This window comes from Streptomyces sp. NPDC056734, assembly GCF_042790455.1.
Classification (GTDB): Bacteria; Actinomycetota; Actinomycetes; order Streptomycetales; family Streptomycetaceae; genus Streptomyces.
Window position 1 is genome coordinate 1 of the sequence record NZ_JBHTZD010000045.1, and the last position, 20,951, is coordinate 20,951.

Here is a 20,951-nt window from a genome sequence, read left to right on the forward strand (position 1 = left end):
GGTCCGGACCTCTGAGGTCCGGACCCGCCGCCCTTCTCCATGAGCCGTCTTCCACAGGCCGTTTTCCACAGGCCGTTCTCCCGCTGTCAGTCGGCCGGCGCCGGGGTCCTGTCCCGCGTCCGGCGGGCCCTGCGGTGCGCCACCGCGCCGAGGATCACGTCCAGGGCCAGGAACGCGGCCAGCGGGATGCCGAGGAGCGGGACGAAGTAGCCGACGGCGGCCACCACGGCGAGCAGCGGTACGAGAACGTGGGGCGGGACCTGGGCCCAGGCGCCGCGTGGGATGGGGCGGCCGAAGGCGGAGCCGCGTCCGCGCTGCCACCACATGCGGTAGCCGAGGACGATCAGCAGGATCAGGCCGAGCGCGAGCAGCATCAGCGCGATCTGGTTGACCAGGCCGAACAGGGACCCGGTGTGCAGGTCGATGCCCCACCGGGTGAGCTTGGCCAGCAGCGGGTAGTCGGCGAAGCGCAGGACGTCCAGGACCTCGCCCGTGGTCGGGTCCACGGCCACCGAGTCCTGTTTCTCGGGCCAGCTGCGCTGGATCTGCTGGACGACATACGCGGAGGACGGGTCGGCGGGCGGCACGATCTCGACCGGGTCGCCCAGGCCCTCGGAGCGCGCGGCGGCGAGGATCTGGTCCAGTCCGACGCCGTGCTCGGCGTCCCCGCCCGCGGCGGCGCCATGGCCGCCGTGGTCACCGCCCGCGTCCGCCGAGACCGAGGGCGTGGACTGGCCCAGGGAGGTGCGCAGTACGTCGATGTTGGCGCCCGCGTACTGCGACCAGGTCAGTCCGGTCGCCGAGAGGAAGACGAAACCGGCCGCGGCCCAGACGCCGATCGTGCCGTGCAGCCCCAGCACCCGGCGCCGCCCGCTGGTGCCGCGCAGCTTGCGCAGGGCGCGGCGGCGGGAGAACCAGAGCGCGACGCCGCCGAGCGCGATCACCCACAGCCAGCTCGCGGCGAGTTCGCTGTAGAGGCGGCCGGTGTCGCCGAGGTGCAGATCCCGGTGGAACTCGTCGATCCAGGTACGCAGCGGCAACGCGCCGGTGGAGCCGTACTGTTCCAGCGCGCCGCGCACCTCGGCGGTGTACGGGTCGACGAACACGGCGAGGGTGTGGTCGGGGTCGACGCCCTCGACCCCGGTCAGCAGGACGCGCGTGGACGCGTCGGCCGCCGGGGACGGCCGCACGGTGCTGACCGAGCCCTCGGGATGGGCCTCGCGGGCGGCGGCGACCTGCTGGGATATGGGCAGCTTGGTGTCGCCGACGGGGACGGTCATCTCATCGGCGTAGACGATCTTCTCGACCTGGAAGGAACCGGCGTACAGGAAGCCGGTGAGGGCGGCCACCAGGAGGAACGGGGCGACGAGCAGCCCGGCGTAGAAGTGCAGTCGCAGGACGAGGGGCCGCAAGGGGGTCCAGACGCCGGGGGACGACGCGGGGGGCGTGGCGGGGGACGGCGCCTCGTCCGTGCGGGTCGGCGGAGCGGTGGTCATCGGGGTCTCCGGGAATCGGCGGATGGGACGCTGAGGGTCGGTGCAGTGGTCGGGGTGCGGTGTCGCCGAGTTCCCGGAGCGAAGAGTGACCCCCGTCACAAGGCGGGGTCTGTCATGCTGGCGCGATGGCCGCGATTCCTTCCGCCGACAGCTCTTCCGGCAACTCCGCCGACAGCTCTGTCGGCAGTTCCGCCGAGCGCTCCGACCGCTCTGCCGACCGCTCTGCCGACCGTTCCGCCGAGCGCCCTGCCGACGGCTCCGCCGACCGTTTCCCTGGGCGTCCTCCGCGCCCTGCGCGGCTCCCCCTCGCGGAGCGGGTCGAGGAACTCCTCGCCGCCGGTGGCCCGTTGCCGATCGTCGCGGCCGGTGATCCGGTGCTGCGGCAGGGCACCCGGCCGTACGACGGTGAGTTGGGGCCCGCGCTGCTCGCCCGGTTCGTGGCGGCGCTGCGCCTCACCATGCGGGAGGCGCCGGGCGTCGGACTCGCGGCGCCGCAGGTCGGGGTTCCGCTGCGGATCGCGGTGATCGAGGATCCGGCGCCGGTACCGGAGGAGGTGGCGCTCGCGCGGGGGCGGGTGCCGCAGCCGTTCCGGGTGCTGGTGAACCCGTCGTACGAACCGCTGGGCCCGGCGCGGGCCGCGTTCTTCGAGGGGTGTCTGAGTGTGCCGGGCTGGCAGGCGGTGGTGGCCCGGCCCGCCGAGGTTCGGCTGACCGGGCAGGACGAGCAGGGGCGGGCGCTGGACGAGGTGTTCCGGGGGTGGCCCGCGCGGATCGTGCAGCACGAGAGCGACCATCTCGACGGGCTGCTCTACCTGGACCGCGCGGAGCCGCGCTCGCTGGCCTCGAACGAGGCGATGGCCGGGCGCTGGACCCAGCCGACGCCCCACGAGGCGGCGCGGGAGCTGGGGTTCGGCCTGCCGGACTGAGCGCGGCCCCGCTCCCCCGCGCGGGCGCGACTCAGCCCCGGTACGCCTCCAGCAGCCGCAGCCACACCTCGCTCAGCGTCGGGTACGACGGGACCGCGTGCCACAGCCGGGAGACGGGGACCTCGCCCGCGACGGCGACGGTCGCGGAGTGGATGAGTTCGCCGACCCCGGGGCCGACGAAGGTGACGCCGAGCAGGATCTCGCGGTCCAGGTCGACGACCATCCGGGCATGACCGCGGTAGCCGGGGGCGTACAGCCCGGCACCGGCGACCGAGGAGAACTCGACGTCGACGGCACGGACCTGATGGCCCGCCTGTTCGGCCTCGGCGAGGGAGAGGCCGACGGCGGCGGCCTCGGGGTCGGTGAACACGACCTGCGGGACGGCGGCGTGGTCGGCGGTCGCGGCGTGCGCGCCCCAGGGATCCGTCTCCAGCAGTGGCACGCCCTCGGCGCGCGCGGCGATGGCGGCGCCCGCGATCCGGGCCTGGTACTTGCCCTGGTGGGTGAGGAGCGCGCGGTGGTTGCTGTCACCGACGGCGTAGAGCCAGTCGGTGCCGGGGACCCGGAGGCTGTCGTCGACGGACAGCCAGGAACCCGGTTCCAGGCCGATGGTGTCCAGGCCGAGGTCGTCGGTGCGCGGGGCGCGTCCGGTGGCGAAGAGGATCTCGTCGGCCTCGATGCGGTCGCCGTGGTCGGTGTCGACCAGGACCGTGCCGTTGACGCGGGCCACGGCGGTCACATTGGTGCCGGTGCGCAGGTCCACGCCGGACTCGGTGAGCGACTCGGCGACCAGTTCACCGGCGAAGGGCTCCATGCGGGGCAGCAGGCCCTTGCCGCGCACCAGCAGGGTGACCTGGGCGCCGAGCGCCCGGTAGGCGGTGGCCATCTCGGTGGCGACCACTCCCCCGCCGACCACCACGAGGCGGCCCGGCACGGACTGCGCGCCGGTGGCCTCACGGCTGGTCCACGGCCGTACGCCGGCCAGGCCCGGCAGCTCGGGCAGCCGGGCGCGGGTGCCGGTGGCCACGGCGACGGCGTGCCGGGCGGTCAGGGTGGTGACCTCGCCGTCGGGGCCGGTCACCGTCACCGTGCGCGGTCCGGCGAGCCGGCCGTGTCCGCGGTACAGGTCGGCGCCGGTGCCGTCGACCCAGGTGACCTGGCCGTCGTCCTTCCAGTGGGAGGTGACGTCGTTGCGGTGGGCGAGGACGGCGGGCGCGTCGAGATCGCCCTCCACGAGATGGCGCAGGCCGGGCACCTTGCGGGCGTCGGCGCGGGCGAGGGCCGGGCGCAGCAGGGCCTTGCTGGGCATGCACGCCCAGTACGAGCATTCGCCGCCGACCAGTTCGCTCTCCACGATCGCGGTGGAGAGACCGGCCGCGCGGGTGCGGTCGGCCACGTTCTCCCCCACGGGTCCGGCTCCGAGCACCACCACGTCGTACATGTGGGAATCCGTTTCCGTCATGGGGCCAGTCTGGTGGGTGGTGTGCGTGGTGGCCACACGGGTACGCGCGAGGATGTGCCGGTGCGTGCACGGGTGCGCGACGGTTCGTGTCCGTGCGTGCGGGGGTGCGCGTGAGTGGAATAGGCGACCGGTCCGGCGGTGTTCCCCGGACGATTTCCCCGACATCAGGAAGCAGGGATTCAGGTCATGACCAGCACTGTCGAACTGACCAAGGAGAACTTCGACCAGACGGTCACGGAGAACGAGTTCGTTCTGATCGACTTCTGGGCGTCGTGGTGCGGTCCGTGCCGCCAGTTCGCACCGGTCTACGAGAAGGCGGCGCAGGACAACCCGGATCTGGTGTTCGCGAAGGTCGACACGGAGGCGCAGCCGGAGCTGGCCGCGGCCTTCGAGATCCGTTCGATCCCGACGCTGATGATCGTCCGTGACCAGGTCGCCGTGTTCGCGCAGCCGGGCGCGCTGCCCGAGGCCACCCTGAAGGACGTGATCGGCCAGGCCCGGAATCTGGACATGGACGAGGTCCGCAAGTCGGTCGCCGCCGAGCAGGCGAAGGCGCGGCAGAACAACCAGTGACCGGTAGGGACAGCCGGTAGGGCCGCTCGGCCGGAGGTCAGCTGGAGTCGCGGTGCACCACCGCGGCTCCCAGCACCTTGTGGGTCTCGGGGGCGGCGCCCGGGTCGCGTACGGCACGGTCGACGAGTTCGGCGATGGCCCGGCCCGACGGCAGGTCGATATGGACCGTGCTGAGCCGGGGCCGCAGCAGCCGGCCCAGCATCAGATCGTCCGCGCCGATCAGGGCGGTGTCCTCGGGGACGTCGACGCCCTCGTCCTGGAGGGCGCGCATCAGCAGCATCGCGTACTCGTCGTTGTAGCCGAACACCGCGTCGAGGCGCAGTTCGGGCCAGCGGGCGGCGAGCCGGGCGGCGGACTCCTCCGTGTAGCCGAGGGGCAGCGCCCGTGCCTGTGCGTCGGTGCCGTGCAGGGCGCGGCGCACGCCGTCGAGCCGGGGCCGGGAGAAGCCCTCCAGGCCGGGTTCCTCGGGGACGACCACACCGATCCGGCGCCGGCCGCGGGCGAGCAGATGGGTGCCGGCCGCGTGCCCGACCTTGTCGTGGTCCAGCAGCAGGGCGTGGGCGCCCTCGACGGACTGCGGTCCGAGGGTGACGACGGCACGGGCGCCGGCGCGTTTGAGGATCGCGACCGCTTCGGGGCCCAGCCCCGCGCCGGGCACCAGAACGGCGACGGGGCGCAGTTCGGCCCAGGCGCGGGCGGCGTCGTCGCCGCTCAGGCCCAGCGTGCCGTACTGCACGACGGTGTAGTCCAGCCGGCTGAGCGCCCACTGGAGTTCATTGAGGAACTGGCTGTAGAGCGGTCCGATGGGGATGGTCGGGGAGGGCATCAGGACGATCCGGCTGTGCCCGGCGCGCAGACTGCGGGCCGCCGCGTGCGGGACATAGCCGAGTTCCTTGGCCGCCTCGTGGACCCGGCGGCGGGTGGGTTCGCTGATGCGGACGGCGCTGGTGTTGTTGAGTACGTACGAGACGGTCGCGCGCGAGACCCCGGCGAGCCGGGCCACGTCGGCGCTCGTCGGCACGGAGCCTGGGGTGGGCGTGTTCGGTATCTGCACCATGACGTACGGCATCTTGGCAGAGGCCGGAGCCCGGGTTTCAGGCGGGATCGGGTTGTTTCCCCTTGGACTTTCTACGGGCGTAGGTGGGGGTCATCGGCGGGCAATACGGGCTCTGACGCCCTCCGTGGCAAGCATGTTCGGCACAAACATGCCCGCTACGAACATGTTCATCACTGTGGAGACATGACAGAACGCCCCCTCACGGCACGTTGCCGCTGTGAACGGCCCGCGACCGGGAAGGGCATCGCGCTCCGCGCTGCTGTACGACCATCTGGGCGTCGCCCGTTCCGCGCTCACCGTCCGGCCGGGGGGCACGCTGGCACGACCTGATCGAGACGCCGCCGACGCTGCTCGCTGCGGACCGGGTGCCGTGGGCGCAGGCGGCCCGGGGGGGGCTGGTCCTGCCGGCCTGCTGATGCCAGCGACGGCGACGGCGGCGCGGTACTCGGAGCCGGACGGGGCGTCGGGCGGCCGAGGCCGAGTGGGACGCCGGGGGAGCGGATGCCGTGGGCGTTCCAGACGCCGGTCACCGGCATCGAGGGGACAGCCGTACCCGGCTGAGGCGGGGCTGGGGCAGGTGCGCCCCCTCGGCCCGCTGGGCCGCCCTCGCCGCCGGGCCCTGCTGTCACGCACCGCGATCACGCCCGCGATCGGGCCCCCGGGTCAGCAGGCCGGGTCAGCAGGCCGGGTCAGCAGGCCGGATCGGCCCCGCACCCCCGCGCATCGCCCGTCCCCGCGACCACGCACGTCACCAGGTCGCACCACGCCTTCTCCGAGCCACCACGCCCCGCGATTGGGCCCCGGGTCAGCAGGCCAGGTCAGCAGGCCGAATCCGCCTCGCACCCCCGCGCATCGCCCCTCCCCGCCACCACCCGCGTCACCAGGTCGCACCACGCCGTCTCCAGCCGCTCCACCGGCATCCCGCGCTGGCGGGTCAGGTGGTGGATCAGGGCGGGGTTGAGCTGGGACATGAGGGCGTGGGCGAGGAGGTCGACGTCGCCGTCGGGGACCGCCTCGCGCAGGAGCAGGACCACATGGCCGTGCAGCAGACGGCGGGCGGGGACGGTGTGGCGGCGGTCCGGGCTCGTGGGCTCGGCCGCCAGTTGCAGATCGAGTTCGTCCTTCGTGCGGCGCAGCAGGGCGAGGCCGAAGGCGCGCAGCCGCTCCTCGGGCGGGGCGCCGGGGCCCAGCGGGGGCGGGCCGCTGAGGAAGGCGGCCTGGAACTTCTTCTCGGAGTGGTCCAGCAGTGCGGTCAGCAGTCCCGTGCGGTCACCGAAGCGGCGGAAGACGGTCCCCTTGCCGACCGAGGCAGCCGCGGCCACCGCTTCCATCGTGAGCCCGGCGGCTCCGTGCTCCTCCACCAGGAGGGCGGCGGCCTCCAGCAGCCGGGCCCGGTTGCGCGCCGCGTCGGCGCGCAGACAGGGCGAGTCTTCGGCCGACCCGAGCTGGAGGAGCGCGGCGTCGTCGGCGCGCTCCGGGGGCGGCCCGAGGGGCGGGATGGTCGCGGACATGTCGCCAGCGTAAAGCATCGGGAATGAAACTGGACCGCGGTCCGGTTAGGGTGCTACAACATAAACGGACCCCGGTCCGGATATTGCAGCAGTGTTTCCCCGCGTTTCATCCCCCATGGAGATTCCCATGTCCGTTCAGCTCCTCGCGCTCGTCGGCAGCCTCCGCGCCGGCTCCCACAACCGCCAGCTCGCCGAGACCGCGGCGAAGCTGGCCCCGGCCGGTACGGATGTCCACGTATACGAGGGCCTCGCCGAGATCCCGTTCTACAACGAGGACATCGACGTCCCGGGCGGCGTCCCCGCCGCCGCCCAGAAGCTGCGCGACGCCGCCGCCGGGGCGGACGCGATCCTGTTCTTCACCCCCGAGTACAACGGCACCATCCCGGCCGTCCTGAAGAACGCCATCGACTGGCTGTCCCGCCCCTACGGCGCCAGCGGCTTCGGCGACACGCCGGTCGCGGTGCTGGGTACCGCCTTCGGGCAGTACGGCGGCGTGTGGGCGCAGGACGAGGCGCGCAAGGCGGTCGGCATCGCGGGCGGCAAGGTGCTGGAGGATGTGAAGCTGTCCATCCCCGGCTCCGTCACCCGGTTCGCCGAGACCCACCCCGGTGACGACGCCGAGGTGGTCGCGCAGCTGACCGAGGTCATCGAGCGCGTGCACGGACACGCGGGTGCGGCCGCCGCCGCCGCGTAACACCCCGCACCCGGCGTCGTACGCAGCACCCCCCGAACACCCGAGAGGGCCGGAGCCTCAGCGCTCCGGCCCTTTTTGGGCGGAGACTGCCACCACCCTGACGCTCTCGACCTGACGGCTCATCACGCACATGTGACGCAGCTCATGTCATCACCATCGAACTTTCTCCCCCTCCCACCGTCCTGTCGCTGATCCAGTTCGACCACGACGGGAGGCGCCATGTCGTCCCATCCACCGTCGGCCATGACGGACGGCCTGCCCGACGCCGATGACCGCGGTGCGCACCCGGTCCGCCGACTGGTCGGCCGGTCGGCCGAACTGGCCCTCTTCGACGAGTTACTGAGCCACGCCGCCACCCGGGGCACCGCGCTGATGCTGACCGGCGAGGCCGGGGTGGGCAAGAGCGCGCTGCTGGACGCGGCGGCGGAGCGGGCCGACGGGGCGGGCTTCCGGGTGCTGCGGGTGGTCGGCTCGCAGTTCGAGCAGAGCGTCAGCTTCTCGGCGCTCAATCAGCTGCTCCAGCCGCTGGCGGGCGAGATCGACGCGCTGCCCGAGCGGCAGGCGCAGACACTCCGGGCGGTCCGCGGACTGTCCGACGAGCAGCCCCCCGAACTGCTCGCCATCGCCAACGCCGTACAGGTACTGCTGGCCCGCACCGCCCGGACCAGCGTCCCGCTGGCGCTGGTCATCGACGACGTGGCCTGGCTGGACCGGCCCAGCGCGGCCGTGCTGGCGACGGTCGCGCGCTACGCCCGCAGCAACGCGATGGTGCTGCTGGCGGCGGCCCGAGGCGGTGATGAATCGTTCCTGAGCAGTACCCGCGTCCCGCAGCACGAGGTACGACCGCTGGCCGAGGACGCCGCGAACGCGCTGGTGGCGGAGCGGTTCCCGGCGATGACGCTCCGGGTCCGGCAGCGGCTGGTCACCGAGGCGGGCGGCAACCCCCTGGCCCTGCTGGAGCTGCCGGTCACCCTCAACGAGGCGCAGCAGACCGAGCGCGGGCCGCTGCCGACCGTGCTCCCGCTGTCCGAACGGCTCAAGGAGATCTTCTCCGTACGGGTGGCCGCCCTGCCGGAGGCGACCCGCGATCTGCTGCTGCTCGCCGTGCTCGACGGCTCCGGCGATCTGCACATCCTGGAGCGGGCGTCGAGCCGCACGGGCGGGCTGAGCGCGCTGGGTCCGGCGGAGCGCGCCGGGCTCGTCCAGGTCGACGCGCTGACGGGCCGGCTGGTCTTCCGGCATCCGCTCACCCGCTCGGCGGTCATGGAGTGGTCGACCAGCGCGGAGCGCCGGTGGGGGCATCTGGCGCTGGCGGCGGAGTTCCCGGAGGGGTCCGAGCACCGGGCCCGGCATCTGGCCGACGCGGCCGTGGGGCCGGACGACAAGGTGGCGTCCCTGCTGCACGAGGTCGCCTACAGCACCCTGCGGCGCGGTGACGCGGTCGGCGCCATCACCACCCTGCTGCGCGCGGCCGAACTGAGCAGCACCGGCACGCTCAAGGGCCGCCGGCTGGCAGAGGCGGCGTGCATGGGCGTCAACATCACCGGCGACCTGCGCAGTGTCCGCGCGCTGCTGGACAACGCGGCGCTCGCCGACCCGGTGGGCGCCGACTCGCTCGCCGCGGCCGTCGCAGCCGCCGGTCAGCTGCTCAACGGCGAGGGCGACGCGGACACCCCGCACAAGCTGCTGGTGAGCGCGCTCGACAACCATGTGGAGGAAGGCGGCGATCACACCGACATCGTCTCCGAGGCCCTGCACGCGCTGCTGATGCTGTGCCACTTCGGCGGCCGGCCGGAGCTGTGGCGGTCCCTGGAGCGGACCATGGCGCGGATCGGCCCGCTGTCCTCCGACCCGCTGCTGCCCGTGGTGTTCGGCACGTTCGGCGATCCCGCGCACTGCCCGCCGGCCGTGCTGGCCGACCTCGACCGGCGGATACCCGAGCTGTACCGGGAGACCGACCCGCGCAGCATCATCCGTACCGCCGTCGCCGCCTCGTACGTCGACCGGCTGCCGGGCTGCCGGGGCGCGCTGCGGCGGGTCATCGACGACGGCCGGGACGGCGGGGCGATCACCTCGGCGATCGAGGCGCTGTTCCTGCTGGGCAACGACGCGTTCAACACCGGGCAGTGGGACGAACTGCCGGAGGTCGTGGACGAGGGGCTGCGCTGGTGCACGGCGTACAGCTATCGCATGACGGCCCATGTGGGGCACTTCCTGCGCGGCATGCTGGCCGCCGCGCGGGGTGAGCAGCAGGAGGCGCGGGACCTGGCCGACCGGCTGGTGTCCTGGGGCAACCCGCGGGGTCTGGGCGTGCTGCGGCGGTACGGCTCGCACATCCGGGCGCTGTCGGCGCTGGGCGGCGCGGACTTCGAGGCCGCCTACCAGCAGCTGCGGTCGGTGGTGACGCCCGGCGAGGTGCCCCGGCATCAGGCGCACTCCCTGCGGCTGTTCTTCGACTTCACCGAGGCCGCGGCCCGCACCGGCCGGCCCGGCGAGGCGCTCGCGCACATCTCGGCGGTCAAGGAGACAGCCGTCCCGTCGCTGTCGCCGCGCCTTGCGATGCTGACGGCGGCGGCCGAGGCGATGGCGGCGCCGGACACCGTCGAGCACGAGCTGTTCGCGCGGGCCATCGACGCGCCCGGTGCCGAGCGCTGGCCGTTCGACTGGGCGCGGATCAGTCTGGCGTACGGCGAGCGGCTGCGCCGGGCGAAGGCCGCGGTGGCGGCCCGTACCCATCTGGACGCGGCACTCGGCACGTTCCAGCGGCTGGGCGCCGAGCCGTGGAGCGCGCGGGCCGCGAGCGAGCTGCGCGCCACCGGGATCGCCGTGAAGTCCGTGAAGTCCACGTCCCCGGGCGCGGAGCGGCTGGAGTTGCTCACCCCGCAGGAGCAGCAGGTCGCGCAACTGGCCGCGACCGGGCTGACCAACAAGCAGATAGCGGCCCAGCTCTTCCTGTCGCCGCGCACGGTGGCCGCGCATCTGCGCAATGTGTTCCCCAAGCTGAATGTGACGTCCCGCGCGGGGCTGCGGGACGCGCTGAGCGGGCAGTCGTAGCCGACGCCCCTGGGGCCTTGTGACAGCTCTCCGTGGCGTCGCACGGTGGCGGGTGCGGGCGGTCCGCCCGGGATGCCGGGCCGGCCCCGCCCCGCTCCCGGGAGGCCAGGCGCCCCGCCGGGCTGACGCGCCGGTGATCGCGTTCCTGGGCGCGGGCCCCTCGGACGGTCTCGCCGGGCGTCGACGCGCGGGACTGCGGGACGCGCTGAGCGGGCAGTCCTAGCCGACGGCCCCTGGGGCCTTGTGACAGCTCTCCGTGGCGCCGCACGATGGCCGCGGCGGCCGCTCCGCGCGGATGCCGGGCCGGCCCCGCCCCGCTCCCGGGAGGCCGGGCACCCCGCCGGGCTGACGCACCGGTGATCGCGTTCCTGGGTGCGGCCCCTTGGACGGTCTCGCCGGGCGTCGACGCGCGGACCTGATCCGCCGGACAGGCCCTACGCTGTGACCATGGACGATACGGCGATGGTCGGGCTCATGGGGCGGGTCACCGGCACGATCGGGCCCGGCCTGGTCGGTGAGGTGATCGTCCGGGTGCGGGGCGGGGCCGAGCATTTCCTCGCGTACGCGGCGACGGGCGCCGACCGGATCGAGCGGGGCACGGTGGTGACGGTCGTGGAGTATCTGCCGCCGCGCACGGTGTATGTCTCGGCCATGTACGGGAGTTGAGCGCCGGGCCGTTTCGCACCAGCGGGAACACAGCTGTGTCCCGAGCGGGCAACAGCGTCAACCGTGCGCTGTACAGGACGCGTTGAGCGGTCTCACACTCCCCTTACATCCGGCGCCCTGACCTGGGGCGCCGCCCGGCACCTGGGGGGTGCTTTGCCGATGTTCGTCGGCTTGCTGGTGGGTGCGGCGTTCGCCGCCGTCCTCGTGTTGATCGGCGTGTTCAAACTGATGTGGCGGGTCGCCGAGCCCAATGAAGCACTCATCATCTCCGGCTCCAAGCACTCCGTGGAGGGCCTGGAGGAGGGCATGGGATTCCGTATCGTCACCGGGCGCGGCACGCTGGTGCTGCCCGGCGTGCAGGCGGTGCGCAAGCTCTCCCTCGATCTCAACCAGACCGAACTGCACGTCGACTGCGTGACGCACCAGGGCATTCCGCTGAAGGTGCGGGGCGTGGTCATCTTCAAGGTCGGCGACGACTTCGTGTCCATCGCGAACGCCGCCCGCCGCTTCCTGGACCAGCAGAAACTCATGGCGGAGCGGGTGCACACCGTGTTCGCCGGGCATCTGCGCGCCATCGTGGGCGGGCTGACGGTCGAGGACATGATCCGGGACCGGGAGAAACTCACCGGACAGGCGCGGGCGGCCTGTGGCACGGAGATGGAGAAGCTGGGCCTGATCGTGGACTCGCTCCAGATCCATGAGATCGAGGATCCGACGGGATACATCAAGAACCTGTCCGCGCCGCACACCGCGGCCGTGCACCGGGACGCGCGCATCGCGCAGGCCGAGGCCGACCGGCTGGCCACCGAGGCCGAGCAGCTGGCGTTCGCGCGGATGGCCCAGGCGACCCGGGACAGCGAGATCCTCAAGGCCGGGTACCAGGCGGAGCAGGACCAGGCGTCCGCCAAGGCCAAGCAGGCCGGGCCGCTCGCGGAGGCCGCCGCCCGGCAGGAGGTCGTGGTCCAGGAGACCCGGGTCGCCGAACTGGTCGCCCAGCGGCGGGAGCAGCAGCTCCAGGCGGACGTCCGCAAGCCGGCCGACGCCAGGGCGTACGAGCAGCGCACGCTCGCGGAGGCCGAGCGGGACGCCATGATCTCGGTGGCCGAGGCCCGCGCCAAGGAGACCCGCGCGTCCGGTGAGGCCGAGGCCGCCGCCGCGCAGGCCAAGGGGCTGGCCGAGGCGGCGGCGATGCGGGCCAAGGGTCTCGCCGAGGCCGAGTCGATCAAGGCGCGGGCCGCCGCGCTCGCCGAGAACCAGGAGGCCGTGGTCGCCCAGCAACTCGCCGAGAAGTGGCCGGAGATCGTGCAGGCGGGCGCGTCGGCGTTCGGCAACGTCGACAACATGGTCCTGCTCAATGGCGCCGACGGCATGGGCGAACTGTTCGCCAAGGCGCTGACCATGGGCGGGACGGGCCTGGGACTGGCCCGTCAGCTGCTCACCACCATGAACCAGACCGGCCCGGCCACCACCGCCAACGACCTGAGCCTCAACGGGAGTTCGCCGATCGTGCCCGTCGGGGAGAAGGTGCCCGTCGACGAGGCATGACGCGCCCTCTCGGGCGGCGGGGGCATCCGGGTTCCGGCGAATGGGACCTAGGGTGCCCCTGTGACTGCCTACACCGATGAGAACGTACCCGGCCGCTCCGGGCCCTCCGCCACGGTCGAGGCCGACCCCCGTGCGATCGGCCGGGTGCGGACCGAGTACGCGCCCGAGTACGACGGTGACCCCGATCCCGGCGAGATCGTGTGGACCTGGGTGCCCTATGAGGAGAACGACGGGCGGGGCAAGGACCGGCCCGTGCTGGTCGTCGCCCGTGAGGCGGGCGGGAGCTTTCTCGCCGTGCAGCTGTCCAGCAAGCGGCACGACAGTGCGCGGGACTGGGTGCCGATCGGGAGCGGACCGTGGGACCGGTCGGGGCGGGAGTCCTGGGTGGATGTGGACCGGGTGCTGCGGCTCTTCGAGGCGGGGATGCGCCGGGAGGCGTGCGCCCTGGACCGGATGCGGTTCAACTCCGTACGGCGGCGATTGCAGGAGCGGTATGGCTGGGAGTGAGTTCTCGTCCCGGGCCGGGTAGCGGGTAGGGCGGCTGGTCGCGCACGCGCGCGTGGAGCCCCACTACCCGCATCAGGTCACCGCCCCGCGCCCCTGAAGGCGCCCCCCAGAAGCCGAGGGCGCGCGGACGGGCGCTCATGGCACCACCCCCGTGGACGCCATGCGCGCACCGCCCGCGGCCGGTCCGTACCCCCCGTCACTCCCCCGCCACTCCCCCGTCGTGCTCATGTGCCGATCCTGAGCGATGCTGGTGGAGCGGTGCAACGGAGTTTCCCGTGCCGGGAAGGGTGGCCCGACCCAGGGTCACCGGGACCGTACGTCCCCTACGCACCCTTGTGCGACGCGCCGGAAAGGTTTTGGGTGGGACGGGCGTGCGGCCCCGGACCCACCCGGTCCGTGGGTGGCGGCATGGTGGCAATCTCAGGAGGATCACCACATGTCCGATTCGGTTAGTGACTGTACGGAAATCAGCACCGCCGTCACGGAAGCCGAGGTCGAGGCGCTGGTCCGCGGTATCTGTTTCAAGACCGGACCGCCCCGTACCGTCGGTGTGGAAGTGGAATGGCTCGTCCACGAGCTGCGCTCGCCGTGGCTCCCCGTGACACCCGAACGACTCGAAGCGGCCTACGCCGCTCTGCGGAACCTGCCACTCAGGTCGGCGCTCACCGTCGAACCCGGCGGCCAGCTGGAGCTGAGTTCTCCACCCGCCGCCTCCCTGATGGAGTGCATCGGTACCGTATCCGCCGATCTGGACGCCGTCCGCGCGGTACTGCGCGCCGACGGCCTGGAGCTGACCGGATTCGGCAGCGACCCCTGGCATCCCCCGCGGCGCTTTCTGCGGGAGCCGCGCTACGACGCCATGGAGACCTGTCTGGACCGCACCGGCCCGGCGGGCCGCGCCATGATGTGCACCTCGGCGTCGGTGCAGGTCTGTCTGGACGCCGGGTACGAGGAGCCGGGCCCGCTGGGCCTGGGGCGGCGCTGGTGGCTGGCGCATCAGCTGGGCGCGGTCCTGGTGGCCGCGTTCGCGCACTCCCCGCTGACCGGCCGCGTCCCCACGGGCTGGCGGTCGACCCGGCAGCGGCTGTGGATGGAGATCGGCGCCGGCCGCGCGGGCGCCCCGTCGCTGGACGTCGACCCGCGTACCGCCTGGGCACGGCATGTGCTGGACGCCCCGGTGATGTGCGTCCGCCGCGACAGCGGCCCGTGGGAGGTGCCGCGAGGGCTGTCCTTCCGGGAGTGGACCCGGTCGGCGGCGCCGCCGACCCGCGGCGACCTCGACTACCACATCTCGACGCTGTTCCCGCCGGTCAGGCCGCGTGGCCATCTGGAGCTGCGGATGATCGACGCGCAGCCCGGCGACGACGGCTGGCAGGTGCCGCTGGCGGTGACGACGGCCCTGTTCGACGACCCGGCGGCGGCCGAGACCGCGTACCGGGCGGTGAAACCGCTGGCGGAGCGGGCGCTGGGGCTGCCCGCGCCGCACAATCCGCTGTGGACCGCCGCCGCCCGCGAGGCGCTCGGCGACCCCGAGCTGCACGAGGCGGCCCGGATCTGCTTCGCGGCGGCGATCGAGGCGCTGCCCCGGCTGGGGGCCACCGACGCCGTCGTCGACGCCGTACGGGCGTACCAGGACCGCTATGTCGTACCGGGCCGCACCCCGGCCGATGAGCTGCTCGACCGGACGGGCGGCGCGGACGGCGGCCCTCACGGGGAGGACATCCGATCATGACCGAAGCCGCCATCGACCTGGACTTCGACGGGGAGGCGCTCCGCGAGCGGGCGCTGGCCTCCCTGCTCACCGCGCGGGACCGCACGACCCTGCTGACCACCTGTGTGGAGGAACCGGAGCTGACCGCACAGCACTCCCCGCTGATGTCGCCGCTGGTGTGGGACCTGGCGCACATCGGCAACCAGGAGGAGCTGTGGCTGCTGCGGGCGGTGGCCGGGCAGGACGCCCTCCGCCCCGAGATCGACGGACTGTACGACGCTTTCGAGCATCCGCGGTCCGCGCGGCCGTCGCTGCCGCTGCTGTCGCCCGAGGAGGCCCGGCGTTACGCGGCCGAGGTGCGCGGGCGGGCGCTGGACGTGCTGGGGTCGGCCGCGTTCCATGGCACGACCCGGCTGACCGAGGCCGGTTTCGCGTTCGGGATGATCGCGCAGCACGAGCAGCAGCACGACGAGACCATGCTGATCACCCATCAGCTGCGCGAGGGCCCGCGGGCGCTTCTCGCCCCCGACCCCGTGCCCGCGCCGCTGCTGACCGGCCCGGCCGAGGTGCTGATACCCGGCGGCCCGTTCACCATGGGCACCTCGGGCGAGCCCTGGGCACTGGACAACGAACGGCCCGCGCACCGGCGTGAGGTGGCGGCCTTCCACCTCGACACCACGCCGGTCACCAACGGCGCGTACCTGCGTTTCATCGAGGACGGCGGCTACGGCGACCCGCGCTGGTGGACACCTGAGGGCTGGGCGCACATCCAGCGGCACGGCATCGACGCCCCGCTGTTCTGGCGGCGGGACGCCGGGCAATGGCTGCGCCGCCGCTTCGGGGCCGTCGAGCCGGTGCCGCCGGACGAGCCGGTGGTCCATGTGTGCTGGTACGAGGCCGACGCCTACGCCCGCTGGGCCGGGCGGCGGCTGCCCACCGAGGCCGAGTGGGAGAAGGCCGCCCGGCACGACCCGGCGACCGGCGGCTCGATGCGCTACCCGTGGGGCGACGCCGACCCGGGCCCCGAACACGCCAACCTCGGGCAGCGCCATCTGCGTCCGGCACCGGCGGGCAGCTATCCGGCCGGGGAGTCCCCGTACGGGGTGCGGCAGCTGATCGGGGACGTGTGGGAGTGGACGGCGAGCGACTTCCTGCCGTATCCGGGCTTCACGGCGTTCCCGTACAAGGAGTACTCCGAGGTGTTCTTCGGGCCGGATCACAAGGTGCTGCGGGGTGGTTCGTTCGCGGTGGACCCGGTGGCCTGCCGGGGCACGTTCCGCAACTGGGACTATCCGGTGCGGCGGCAGATCTTCGCCGGGTTCCGCACCGCCCGCTCGGGGGCGCTCTGATGTGCCGTCATCTGGCCTATCTGGGCCCGGCCGAGCCGCTGGGCGCGCTGCTGGCCGAGCCGCCGCACAGTCTGCTGCGCCAGTCGTGGGAGCCGCGCCGCCAGCGGTACGGCACGGTCAACGCCGATGGTTTCGGGGTCGGCTGGTACGCGGAGGGCGACCCGGTCCCGGCCCGTTACCGCCGGGCGGGGCCGATCTGGGCGGATGTGTCCTTCCCGGATCTGGCCCGGGTGGTGCGCACCACCGCGCTGCTCGGCGCCGTGCGGGACGCGACGGTGCCGGGTGCCGACGGGGAGGCCGCGGCGGCGCCGTTCGCCTCCGGGCGCTGGCTGTTCAGCCACAACGGCTCGGTCGCGGGCTGGCCCGACGCGCTCGCCCCGCTGGCCCGCGAGCTGCCGCCGGTGGCGCTGCTGTCGCTGGCGGCGCGCACCGACTCGGCGTTCGTGTGGGCGCTGGTCCTCAGCCGGCTGCGGGCCGGGCGGGAGCTGGGCGCGGCGCTGGCGTGGGCGGTGACCGCGGTCGCGGCGGCGGCCCCGGCGTCCCGGCTGAATCTGCTGCTCACCGACGGCACGGCGATCGCCGCGACCGCGTGGGGCGACACCCTGTGGTATCTGTCCCGCCCCGGCCGGGGCACGGTCGTCGCCTCGGAGCCGTACGACGACGATCCGCACTGGCAGGAGGTCCCCGACCGGACGCTGCTCGTCGCGCGCCACGCCGATGTGCTGCTGACCCCGCTGAAGGAGCTGGGCCCGGACCGGCCGGACGGCGCCGGTCCGGCATCACGTACGGCATCAGGTACGGCATCCTCCCCCTCGATCGACGCCGGTCGGGCGGGGGGACCCTCATCCCGCAAGGAGTCCCGCACGTGAGTCCGTACTCTGTCACCCGCACCCTGCCCGAGGGGGCCACGGGCGCCGCACTGCGCGCGGATGTCCGGCACGGCCTCACGGGCAGCCCCAAGACGCTGCCGCCGAAGTGGTTCTACGACGCCCGGGGCAGCGAACTGTTCGAAGAGATCACCGAGTTGCCCGAGTACTATCCGACGCGCGCCGAGCGGGAGATCCTGCTGGCCCGCTCCGGCGAGATCGCGGCGGCGGCCGGCGCCCGCACCCTGGTCGAGCTGGGCTCGGGCTCCTCGGAGAAGACCCGGATCCTTCTCGACTCCCTGACCGGACTGCGGCTGTATGTGCCGGTCGATGTCAGCGAGAGCGCCCTGACGCGGGCGGGGCGCGCGCTGGTCGCCGAGCGGCCGGGGCTGGATGTCCACGCGCTGATCGCCGACTTCACCGCGGCGCTCACGCTTCCCGAGACGCCGGGGCCGCGGCTGGTGGCGTTCCTCGGCGGCACCATCGGCAATCTGCTGCCCGCCGAGCGCGCGGAGTTCCTGGCGTCGGTCCGCGCGCTGCTCGCCCCCGGTGACGCCCTGCTGCTGGGCACGGACCTGGTGAAGGACGAGGGTGTCCTGGTCCGGGCCTACGACGACGCGGCCGGGGTGACGGCCGCGTTCAACAAGAATGTCCTGTCCGTCGTCAACCGCGAACTGGGCGCCGACTTCGACCCCGGCGCCTATGACCATGTGGCCCTGTGGGACCGCGACCACGAGTGGATCGAGATGCGGCTGCGCGCCCGCACCGCGCAGACCGTGAAGCTCCCCGCGCTGGACCTCGCCGTGGACTTCGCGGCCGGGGAGGAGCTGCGTACGGAGGTGTCGGCCAAGTTCCGTGAGCGCGGTGTGCGCACGGAACTGGGCGCCGCCGGGCTGGACCTGACCCATTGGTGGACGGACGAGGAGGGCCGCTTCGCGCTGTCGCTGAGCGTGGCGCACTGACCCGGTGGGGGACCGGGGGCCGGCGTCGTCGGCCCCGGTCCCCCGTAGGTCACCCCGAGGTCGGTGACAGTGTCTCCGTGATCTGGTTCGACGCCTCCTTGGCCGCCTCCTGCGGGTCGGTGCCGGTGAGGACCTGGGTCATGTACGTCTTGATGGGGTTGTCCGCCTCGACCTTGGCCCAGTCGGGGGTGCTGGGGGTCGCGCGGCCCTGGGCGGCGCCCTCGGCCATGGCGGCGGCGCCCTCCTCGCCGGACAGGGCGTCGGCCAGGTTGGCCTTGTTGGGGACGTAGTTCATGGTCAGGGCGAGGTCGGTGTTCCACTTGGCCCCGGCCAGTTCCTCGATGACCGTGATCGCGCCGTCCCGCTGGTCGGTGTAGCGCGGGATGATGAGGTCGGAGCCGCCGGTGAACACCGCGCCCGGCGTCTCGGCCGTCTTGCCCGGCACCGGGAAGTAGCCCAGCTTGCCCTTGAGTTCGGGGTTGCTGTCGAGGATGGCCTGTGCGCTGCCCGGCACGGCGATGATCTGGGCGACCTCGCCCTCGGCGAACACATCGGTGAGCGGCGGGGTCTGCTCGTCGGCGTCGGCGGGCCCGGCGCCGAGTTCCTGCAGCTGCCCGTAGAACTCCATGCCCGCGAGCGCCTCCTCGGTGTCGAGGGAGCCCTCCCAGACGGCGCCGTTCTCGACGGCGAGGTCGCCGCCCTCGTCCCAGATGAACCCGGCGAGCGTGTACCAGTCCTGTCCGGCGAGGTAGATGCCCTGGTTGCCGTCGGTGTTGAGGGTCTCGGTCGCCGCCAGCCACTCCTCGCGGTCCCCCGGCACCTCGGTGATGCCGGCCGCCTCGAAGAGGTCGGTGCGGTAGATGACGACCCGGTTGGCGGCGTACCAGGGGATGCCGTACTGGTGCGAGCGCAGTTGGCCGGGTTCGGCGAGACCGGGCAGCCAGTCCTTGCTGCCCCAGTCGCGCACCGACTCCAGGGTCAGGTCCAGCAGCCGTCCCCCGTCGACGTACTGCGGGACCTGGGTGTTGCCGACCTCGATGACATCGGGCCCCTCGGTGGCGTCGGTACCGGCCTCCAGCGCCGCCTCCACCTTGGGTCCGATGCCGGTCCACTGCTGGATCTGGATATCGAGTTCGAGGTCGGTGTGCCGGCTCTCGAAGTCCTCGGTGAAGCGGTCCAGGAATTCCTGTGACGCGCTGTCCTTCATCAGCCATACGGTCACGGTGCTGCGGTCCGATCCGGAGCCGGGCAGCAGACCGCAGCCGCTCACCAGGGAGGCGGATACGCACACGATGGCCAGAAGGCGACGTCTCACGGGGGTCGTTCCTGTTCTGTCTGACGCACAGGGAGAGATAAGACCCGACGTGGGGGGACGAGCACGGGCTCGTACGGGTGTGGATGGATTTTGGTATGGACCAATGCCGAGGTCAAGGGGCCTTTGGTATCGATCCGATGTCTCGCGCTACGCCCCAGCGTGGGGGACCGTGGAGTGACGCGTGACACACCCGTCGCGGCGTCCATCATGCCGAGAGGAGCACCCTCATGTCGGACCACACCTACCGGGTCACGGAGATCGTCGGCAGCTCGCACGAAGGCGTGGACCAGGCTATCCGCAACGGTGTCGCCCGCGCAGGGCAAACCCTGCGCAATCTGCACTGGTTCGAGGTGACCCAGGTCAGGGGGCAGATCGAGGACGGGCGGATCGAGCACTGGCAGGTCGGTCTGAAGGTCGGTTTCCGGCTGGAGGAGACCGACTGAACCGGCTCGGGGACCGAGTGGACCACTGCCCGCCCCGCCGCCCGCCCCGCCGCCCGACCTCAGGTCCGGCCCTCGCGCTCCTGCGCCGCGTCCAGCTCGGCGGAAGGGGCGCTCCAGCGTGCCCGCACCACCCGGAATCCGGCCCTTTCGGCGGCGTCGCAGACCAGTTCGTCGTCGTCCACCAGCATGCGCACCTGGCGGTTCCGGGCGAGGCGGCGCAGGATCTCCAGCTTGGTGACCCGGGCGGGCCGCCGGTCGCCGGTGCGCCGCATGTGCACCCGGCCCTCGGGCAGCCCGTGCGCGGCCAGCCAGGCGAGGGTGTCCCGGCGGCAGCGCTCCGGCCGCCCGGTCAGATACACCACCTCGCACTCCTCGGCGCTCGCCGCCACCAGCGCGACGCCCTCGGCGATCGGCGGGTCCTGCGGCGCGGCGGCGAAGAACGCGTCCCAGTCACGCGGCCTGGCCGCAAGGAAGTGCTGGCGATGGGCGGTGTCGGCGAGGGTGTTGTCCAGGTCGAACACGGCGAGCGGGGGTCGGCTGTCGGCAGTCACGCCCGCCAGCGTAGACAAGCGCGGCGGGTGCCCCTCCGGGGGGCGACGGGCAGGGGCGGACCCCGCTCGCAGGAGGCGCCCTGGGCGGACCGGGAGGGCACACGGTACGCCGGGAGGGTCCCGGTACTGCGGGAGGGCACACGGTACGCCGGGAGGGTCCCGGTACTGCGAGAGGGCCCCGCAGTGGGCGCCTCGGCCCGGGACGGACCGGCACTGGACGGCGACCGCTCACACCCCCGGCCCGCACCCCGCAGACCCAGCGG

The 20,951-nt window shown here is 73.1% G+C and carries 18 protein-coding genes; 12 read left to right on the plus strand and 6 right to left on the minus strand.

All coding sequences use genetic code 11. From position 1 onward, the window contains the following. Nucleotides 1-86 precede the first annotated feature (86 nt). A complete protein-coding gene (locus ACFRFC_RS37370) occupies nucleotides 87-1,496 on the minus strand; it encodes a PepSY-associated TM helix domain-containing protein (RefSeq protein ID WP_382687463.1) in 1,410 nt (469 codons plus the stop codon). A gap of 125 nt (nucleotides 1,497-1,621) precedes the next feature. Here ACFRFC_RS37370 and ACFRFC_RS37375 point away from each other — a divergent pair, with 125 nt between their 5' ends. Further along, entirely contained in the window at nucleotides 1,622-2,422 is an 801-nt protein-coding gene (locus tag ACFRFC_RS37375) for a peptide deformylase (protein WP_382687460.1), read from the plus strand. Between the two features lie 31 nt (nucleotides 2,423-2,453). Here ACFRFC_RS37375 and ACFRFC_RS37380 read toward each other — a convergent pair whose 3' ends face one another. Continuing rightward, nucleotides 2,454-3,884, minus strand: coding sequence for a dihydrolipoyl dehydrogenase family protein (locus ACFRFC_RS37380; RefSeq protein WP_382687458.1), 1,431 nt, complete (start codon nucleotides 3,882-3,884; stop codon nucleotides 2,454-2,456). 186 nt (nucleotides 3,885-4,070) lie between these two features. On the opposite strand from ACFRFC_RS37380, the gene trxA reads away from it, so the two are divergent. Next, entirely contained in the window at nucleotides 4,071-4,457 is a 387-nt protein-coding gene (gene trxA / locus ACFRFC_RS37385; protein WP_382687455.1) for a thioredoxin, read from the plus strand. A 37-nt stretch (nucleotides 4,458-4,494) separates the two neighbouring features. Here trxA and ACFRFC_RS37390 read toward each other — a convergent pair whose 3' ends face one another. Further along, nucleotides 4,495-5,514: a LacI family DNA-binding transcriptional regulator gene (locus ACFRFC_RS37390; RefSeq protein WP_382687452.1), complete on the minus strand. Its 1,020-nt coding sequence runs from the start codon at nucleotides 5,512-5,514 to the stop codon at nucleotides 4,495-4,497. 818 nt (nucleotides 5,515-6,332) lie between these two features. After that, the gene (locus ACFRFC_RS37395; RefSeq protein WP_382687450.1) at nucleotides 6,333-7,025 is read right to left on the minus strand and encodes a TetR/AcrR family transcriptional regulator; all 693 of its coding nucleotides are present in this window, start codon (nucleotides 7,023-7,025) and stop codon (nucleotides 6,333-6,335) included. A gap of 127 nt (nucleotides 7,026-7,152) precedes the next feature. On the opposite strand from ACFRFC_RS37395, the gene ACFRFC_RS37400 reads away from it, so the two are divergent. The 9 genes from ACFRFC_RS37400 to egtD all read left to right on the plus strand — a co-directional run bounded on the left by ACFRFC_RS37400 (nucleotide 7,153) and on the right by egtD (nucleotide 18,379). Then, the gene (locus tag ACFRFC_RS37400; protein WP_382687448.1) at nucleotides 7,153-7,719 is read left to right on the plus strand and encodes an NADPH-dependent FMN reductase; all 567 of its coding nucleotides are present in this window, start codon (nucleotides 7,153-7,155) and stop codon (nucleotides 7,717-7,719) included. A 219-nt stretch (nucleotides 7,720-7,938) separates the two neighbouring features. Further along, a complete protein-coding gene (locus ACFRFC_RS37405) occupies nucleotides 7,939-10,773 on the plus strand; it encodes an ATP-binding protein (protein ID WP_382687446.1) in 2,835 nt (944 codons plus the stop codon). Nucleotides 10,774-11,235: 462 nt separating this feature from the next. Beyond that, the gene (locus ACFRFC_RS37410; RefSeq protein ID WP_382687496.1) at nucleotides 11,236-11,439 is read left to right on the plus strand and encodes a hypothetical protein; all 204 of its coding nucleotides are present in this window, start codon (nucleotides 11,236-11,238) and stop codon (nucleotides 11,437-11,439) included. A 159-nt stretch (nucleotides 11,440-11,598) separates the two neighbouring features. Then, entirely contained in the window at nucleotides 11,599-12,984 is a 1,386-nt protein-coding gene (locus ACFRFC_RS37415; protein WP_382687444.1) for a flotillin family protein, read from the plus strand. Nucleotides 12,985-13,044: 60 nt separating this feature from the next. Continuing rightward, nucleotides 13,045-13,491: a type II toxin-antitoxin system PemK/MazF family toxin gene (locus ACFRFC_RS37420; protein ID WP_382687440.1), complete on the plus strand. Its 447-nt coding sequence runs from the start codon at nucleotides 13,045-13,047 to the stop codon at nucleotides 13,489-13,491. A gap of 436 nt (nucleotides 13,492-13,927) precedes the next feature. Further along, nucleotides 13,928-15,223, plus strand: a complete 1,296-nt coding sequence (gene egtA / locus ACFRFC_RS37425) for an ergothioneine biosynthesis glutamate--cysteine ligase EgtA (RefSeq protein WP_382687437.1) — start codon at nucleotides 13,928-13,930, stop codon at nucleotides 15,221-15,223. Continuing rightward, nucleotides 15,220-16,551: an ergothioneine biosynthesis protein EgtB gene (gene egtB / locus ACFRFC_RS37430; protein WP_382687435.1), complete on the plus strand. Its 1,332-nt coding sequence runs from the start codon at nucleotides 15,220-15,222 to the stop codon at nucleotides 16,549-16,551. The genes egtA and egtB overlap by 4 nt, the downstream gene beginning before the upstream one ends. After that, nucleotides 16,551-17,420 carry an ergothioneine biosynthesis protein EgtC gene (gene egtC, locus ACFRFC_RS37435; RefSeq protein WP_382687432.1) on the plus strand — a complete coding sequence of 290 codons (870 nt, stop codon included), beginning with the start codon at nucleotides 16,551-16,553 and terminating at the stop codon, nucleotides 17,418-17,420. The genes egtB and egtC overlap by 1 nt, the downstream gene beginning before the upstream one ends. Then, entirely contained in the window at nucleotides 17,417-18,379 is a 963-nt protein-coding gene (egtD, locus tag ACFRFC_RS37440) for an L-histidine N(alpha)-methyltransferase (protein WP_382687430.1), read from the plus strand. Before egtC ends, egtD begins: the two co-directional genes overlap by 4 nt. Nucleotides 18,380-18,428: 49 nt before the next feature. Here egtD and ACFRFC_RS37445 read toward each other — a convergent pair whose 3' ends face one another. Beyond that, complete coding sequence (locus tag ACFRFC_RS37445) at nucleotides 18,429-19,694, minus strand: extracellular solute-binding protein (protein ID WP_382687428.1); 1,266 nt, start codon at nucleotides 19,692-19,694, stop codon at nucleotides 18,429-18,431. A 227-nt stretch (nucleotides 19,695-19,921) separates the two neighbouring features. On the opposite strand from ACFRFC_RS37445, the gene ACFRFC_RS37450 reads away from it, so the two are divergent. Then, on the plus strand, nucleotides 19,922-20,137 hold the full coding sequence (locus ACFRFC_RS37450; RefSeq protein WP_382687426.1) for a dodecin: 216 nt from the start codon (nucleotides 19,922-19,924) through the stop codon (nucleotides 20,135-20,137). A 59-nt stretch (nucleotides 20,138-20,196) separates the two neighbouring features. Here ACFRFC_RS37450 and ACFRFC_RS37455 read toward each other — a convergent pair whose 3' ends face one another. Beyond that, entirely contained in the window at nucleotides 20,197-20,688 is a 492-nt protein-coding gene (locus ACFRFC_RS37455; RefSeq protein ID WP_382687423.1) for a hypothetical protein, read from the minus strand. Between the last annotated feature and the right edge of the window lie 263 nt (nucleotides 20,689-20,951).

What these genes read in the sequence shown, in the direction of transcription:
- trxA (WP_382687455.1), top strand. Translation starts at nt 4,071, where the DNA reads ATGACCAGCACTGTCGAACTGACCAAGGAGAACTTCGACCAGACGGTC.
- ACFRFC_RS37400 (WP_382687448.1), top strand. Translation starts at nt 7,153, where the DNA reads ATGTCCGTTCAGCTCCTCGCGCTCGTCGGCAGCCTCCGCGCCGGCTCC.
- egtC (WP_382687432.1), top strand. Translation starts at nt 16,551, where the DNA reads ATGTGCCGTCATCTGGCCTATCTGGGCCCGGCCGAGCCGCTGGGCGCG.
- ACFRFC_RS37405 (WP_382687446.1), top strand. Translation starts at nt 7,939, where the DNA reads ATGTCGTCCCATCCACCGTCGGCCATGACGGACGGCCTGCCCGACGCC.
- ACFRFC_RS37375 (WP_382687460.1), top strand. Translation starts at nt 1,622, where the DNA reads ATGGCCGCGATTCCTTCCGCCGACAGCTCTTCCGGCAACTCCGCCGAC.
- ACFRFC_RS37380 (WP_382687458.1), bottom strand. Translation starts at nt 3,884, where the DNA reads ATGACGGAAACGGATTCCCACATGTACGACGTGGTGGTGCTCGGAGCC.
- ACFRFC_RS37450 (WP_382687426.1), top strand. Translation starts at nt 19,922, where the DNA reads ATGTCGGACCACACCTACCGGGTCACGGAGATCGTCGGCAGCTCGCAC.
- ACFRFC_RS37410 (WP_382687496.1), top strand. Translation starts at nt 11,236, where the DNA reads ATGGTCGGGCTCATGGGGCGGGTCACCGGCACGATCGGGCCCGGCCTG.
- ACFRFC_RS37415 (WP_382687444.1), top strand. Translation starts at nt 11,599, where the DNA reads ATGTTCGTCGGCTTGCTGGTGGGTGCGGCGTTCGCCGCCGTCCTCGTG.
- egtB (WP_382687435.1), top strand. Translation starts at nt 15,220, where the DNA reads ATGACCGAAGCCGCCATCGACCTGGACTTCGACGGGGAGGCGCTCCGC.
- ACFRFC_RS37390 (WP_382687452.1), bottom strand. Translation starts at nt 5,514, where the DNA reads ATGGTGCAGATACCGAACACGCCCACCCCAGGCTCCGTGCCGACGAGC.
- egtA (WP_382687437.1), top strand. Translation starts at nt 13,928, where the DNA reads ATGTCCGATTCGGTTAGTGACTGTACGGAAATCAGCACCGCCGTCACG.
- ACFRFC_RS37395 (WP_382687450.1), bottom strand. Translation starts at nt 7,025, where the DNA reads ATGTCCGCGACCATCCCGCCCCTCGGGCCGCCCCCGGAGCGCGCCGAC.
- ACFRFC_RS37370 (WP_382687463.1), bottom strand. Translation starts at nt 1,496, where the DNA reads ATGACCACCGCTCCGCCGACCCGCACGGACGAGGCGCCGTCCCCCGCC.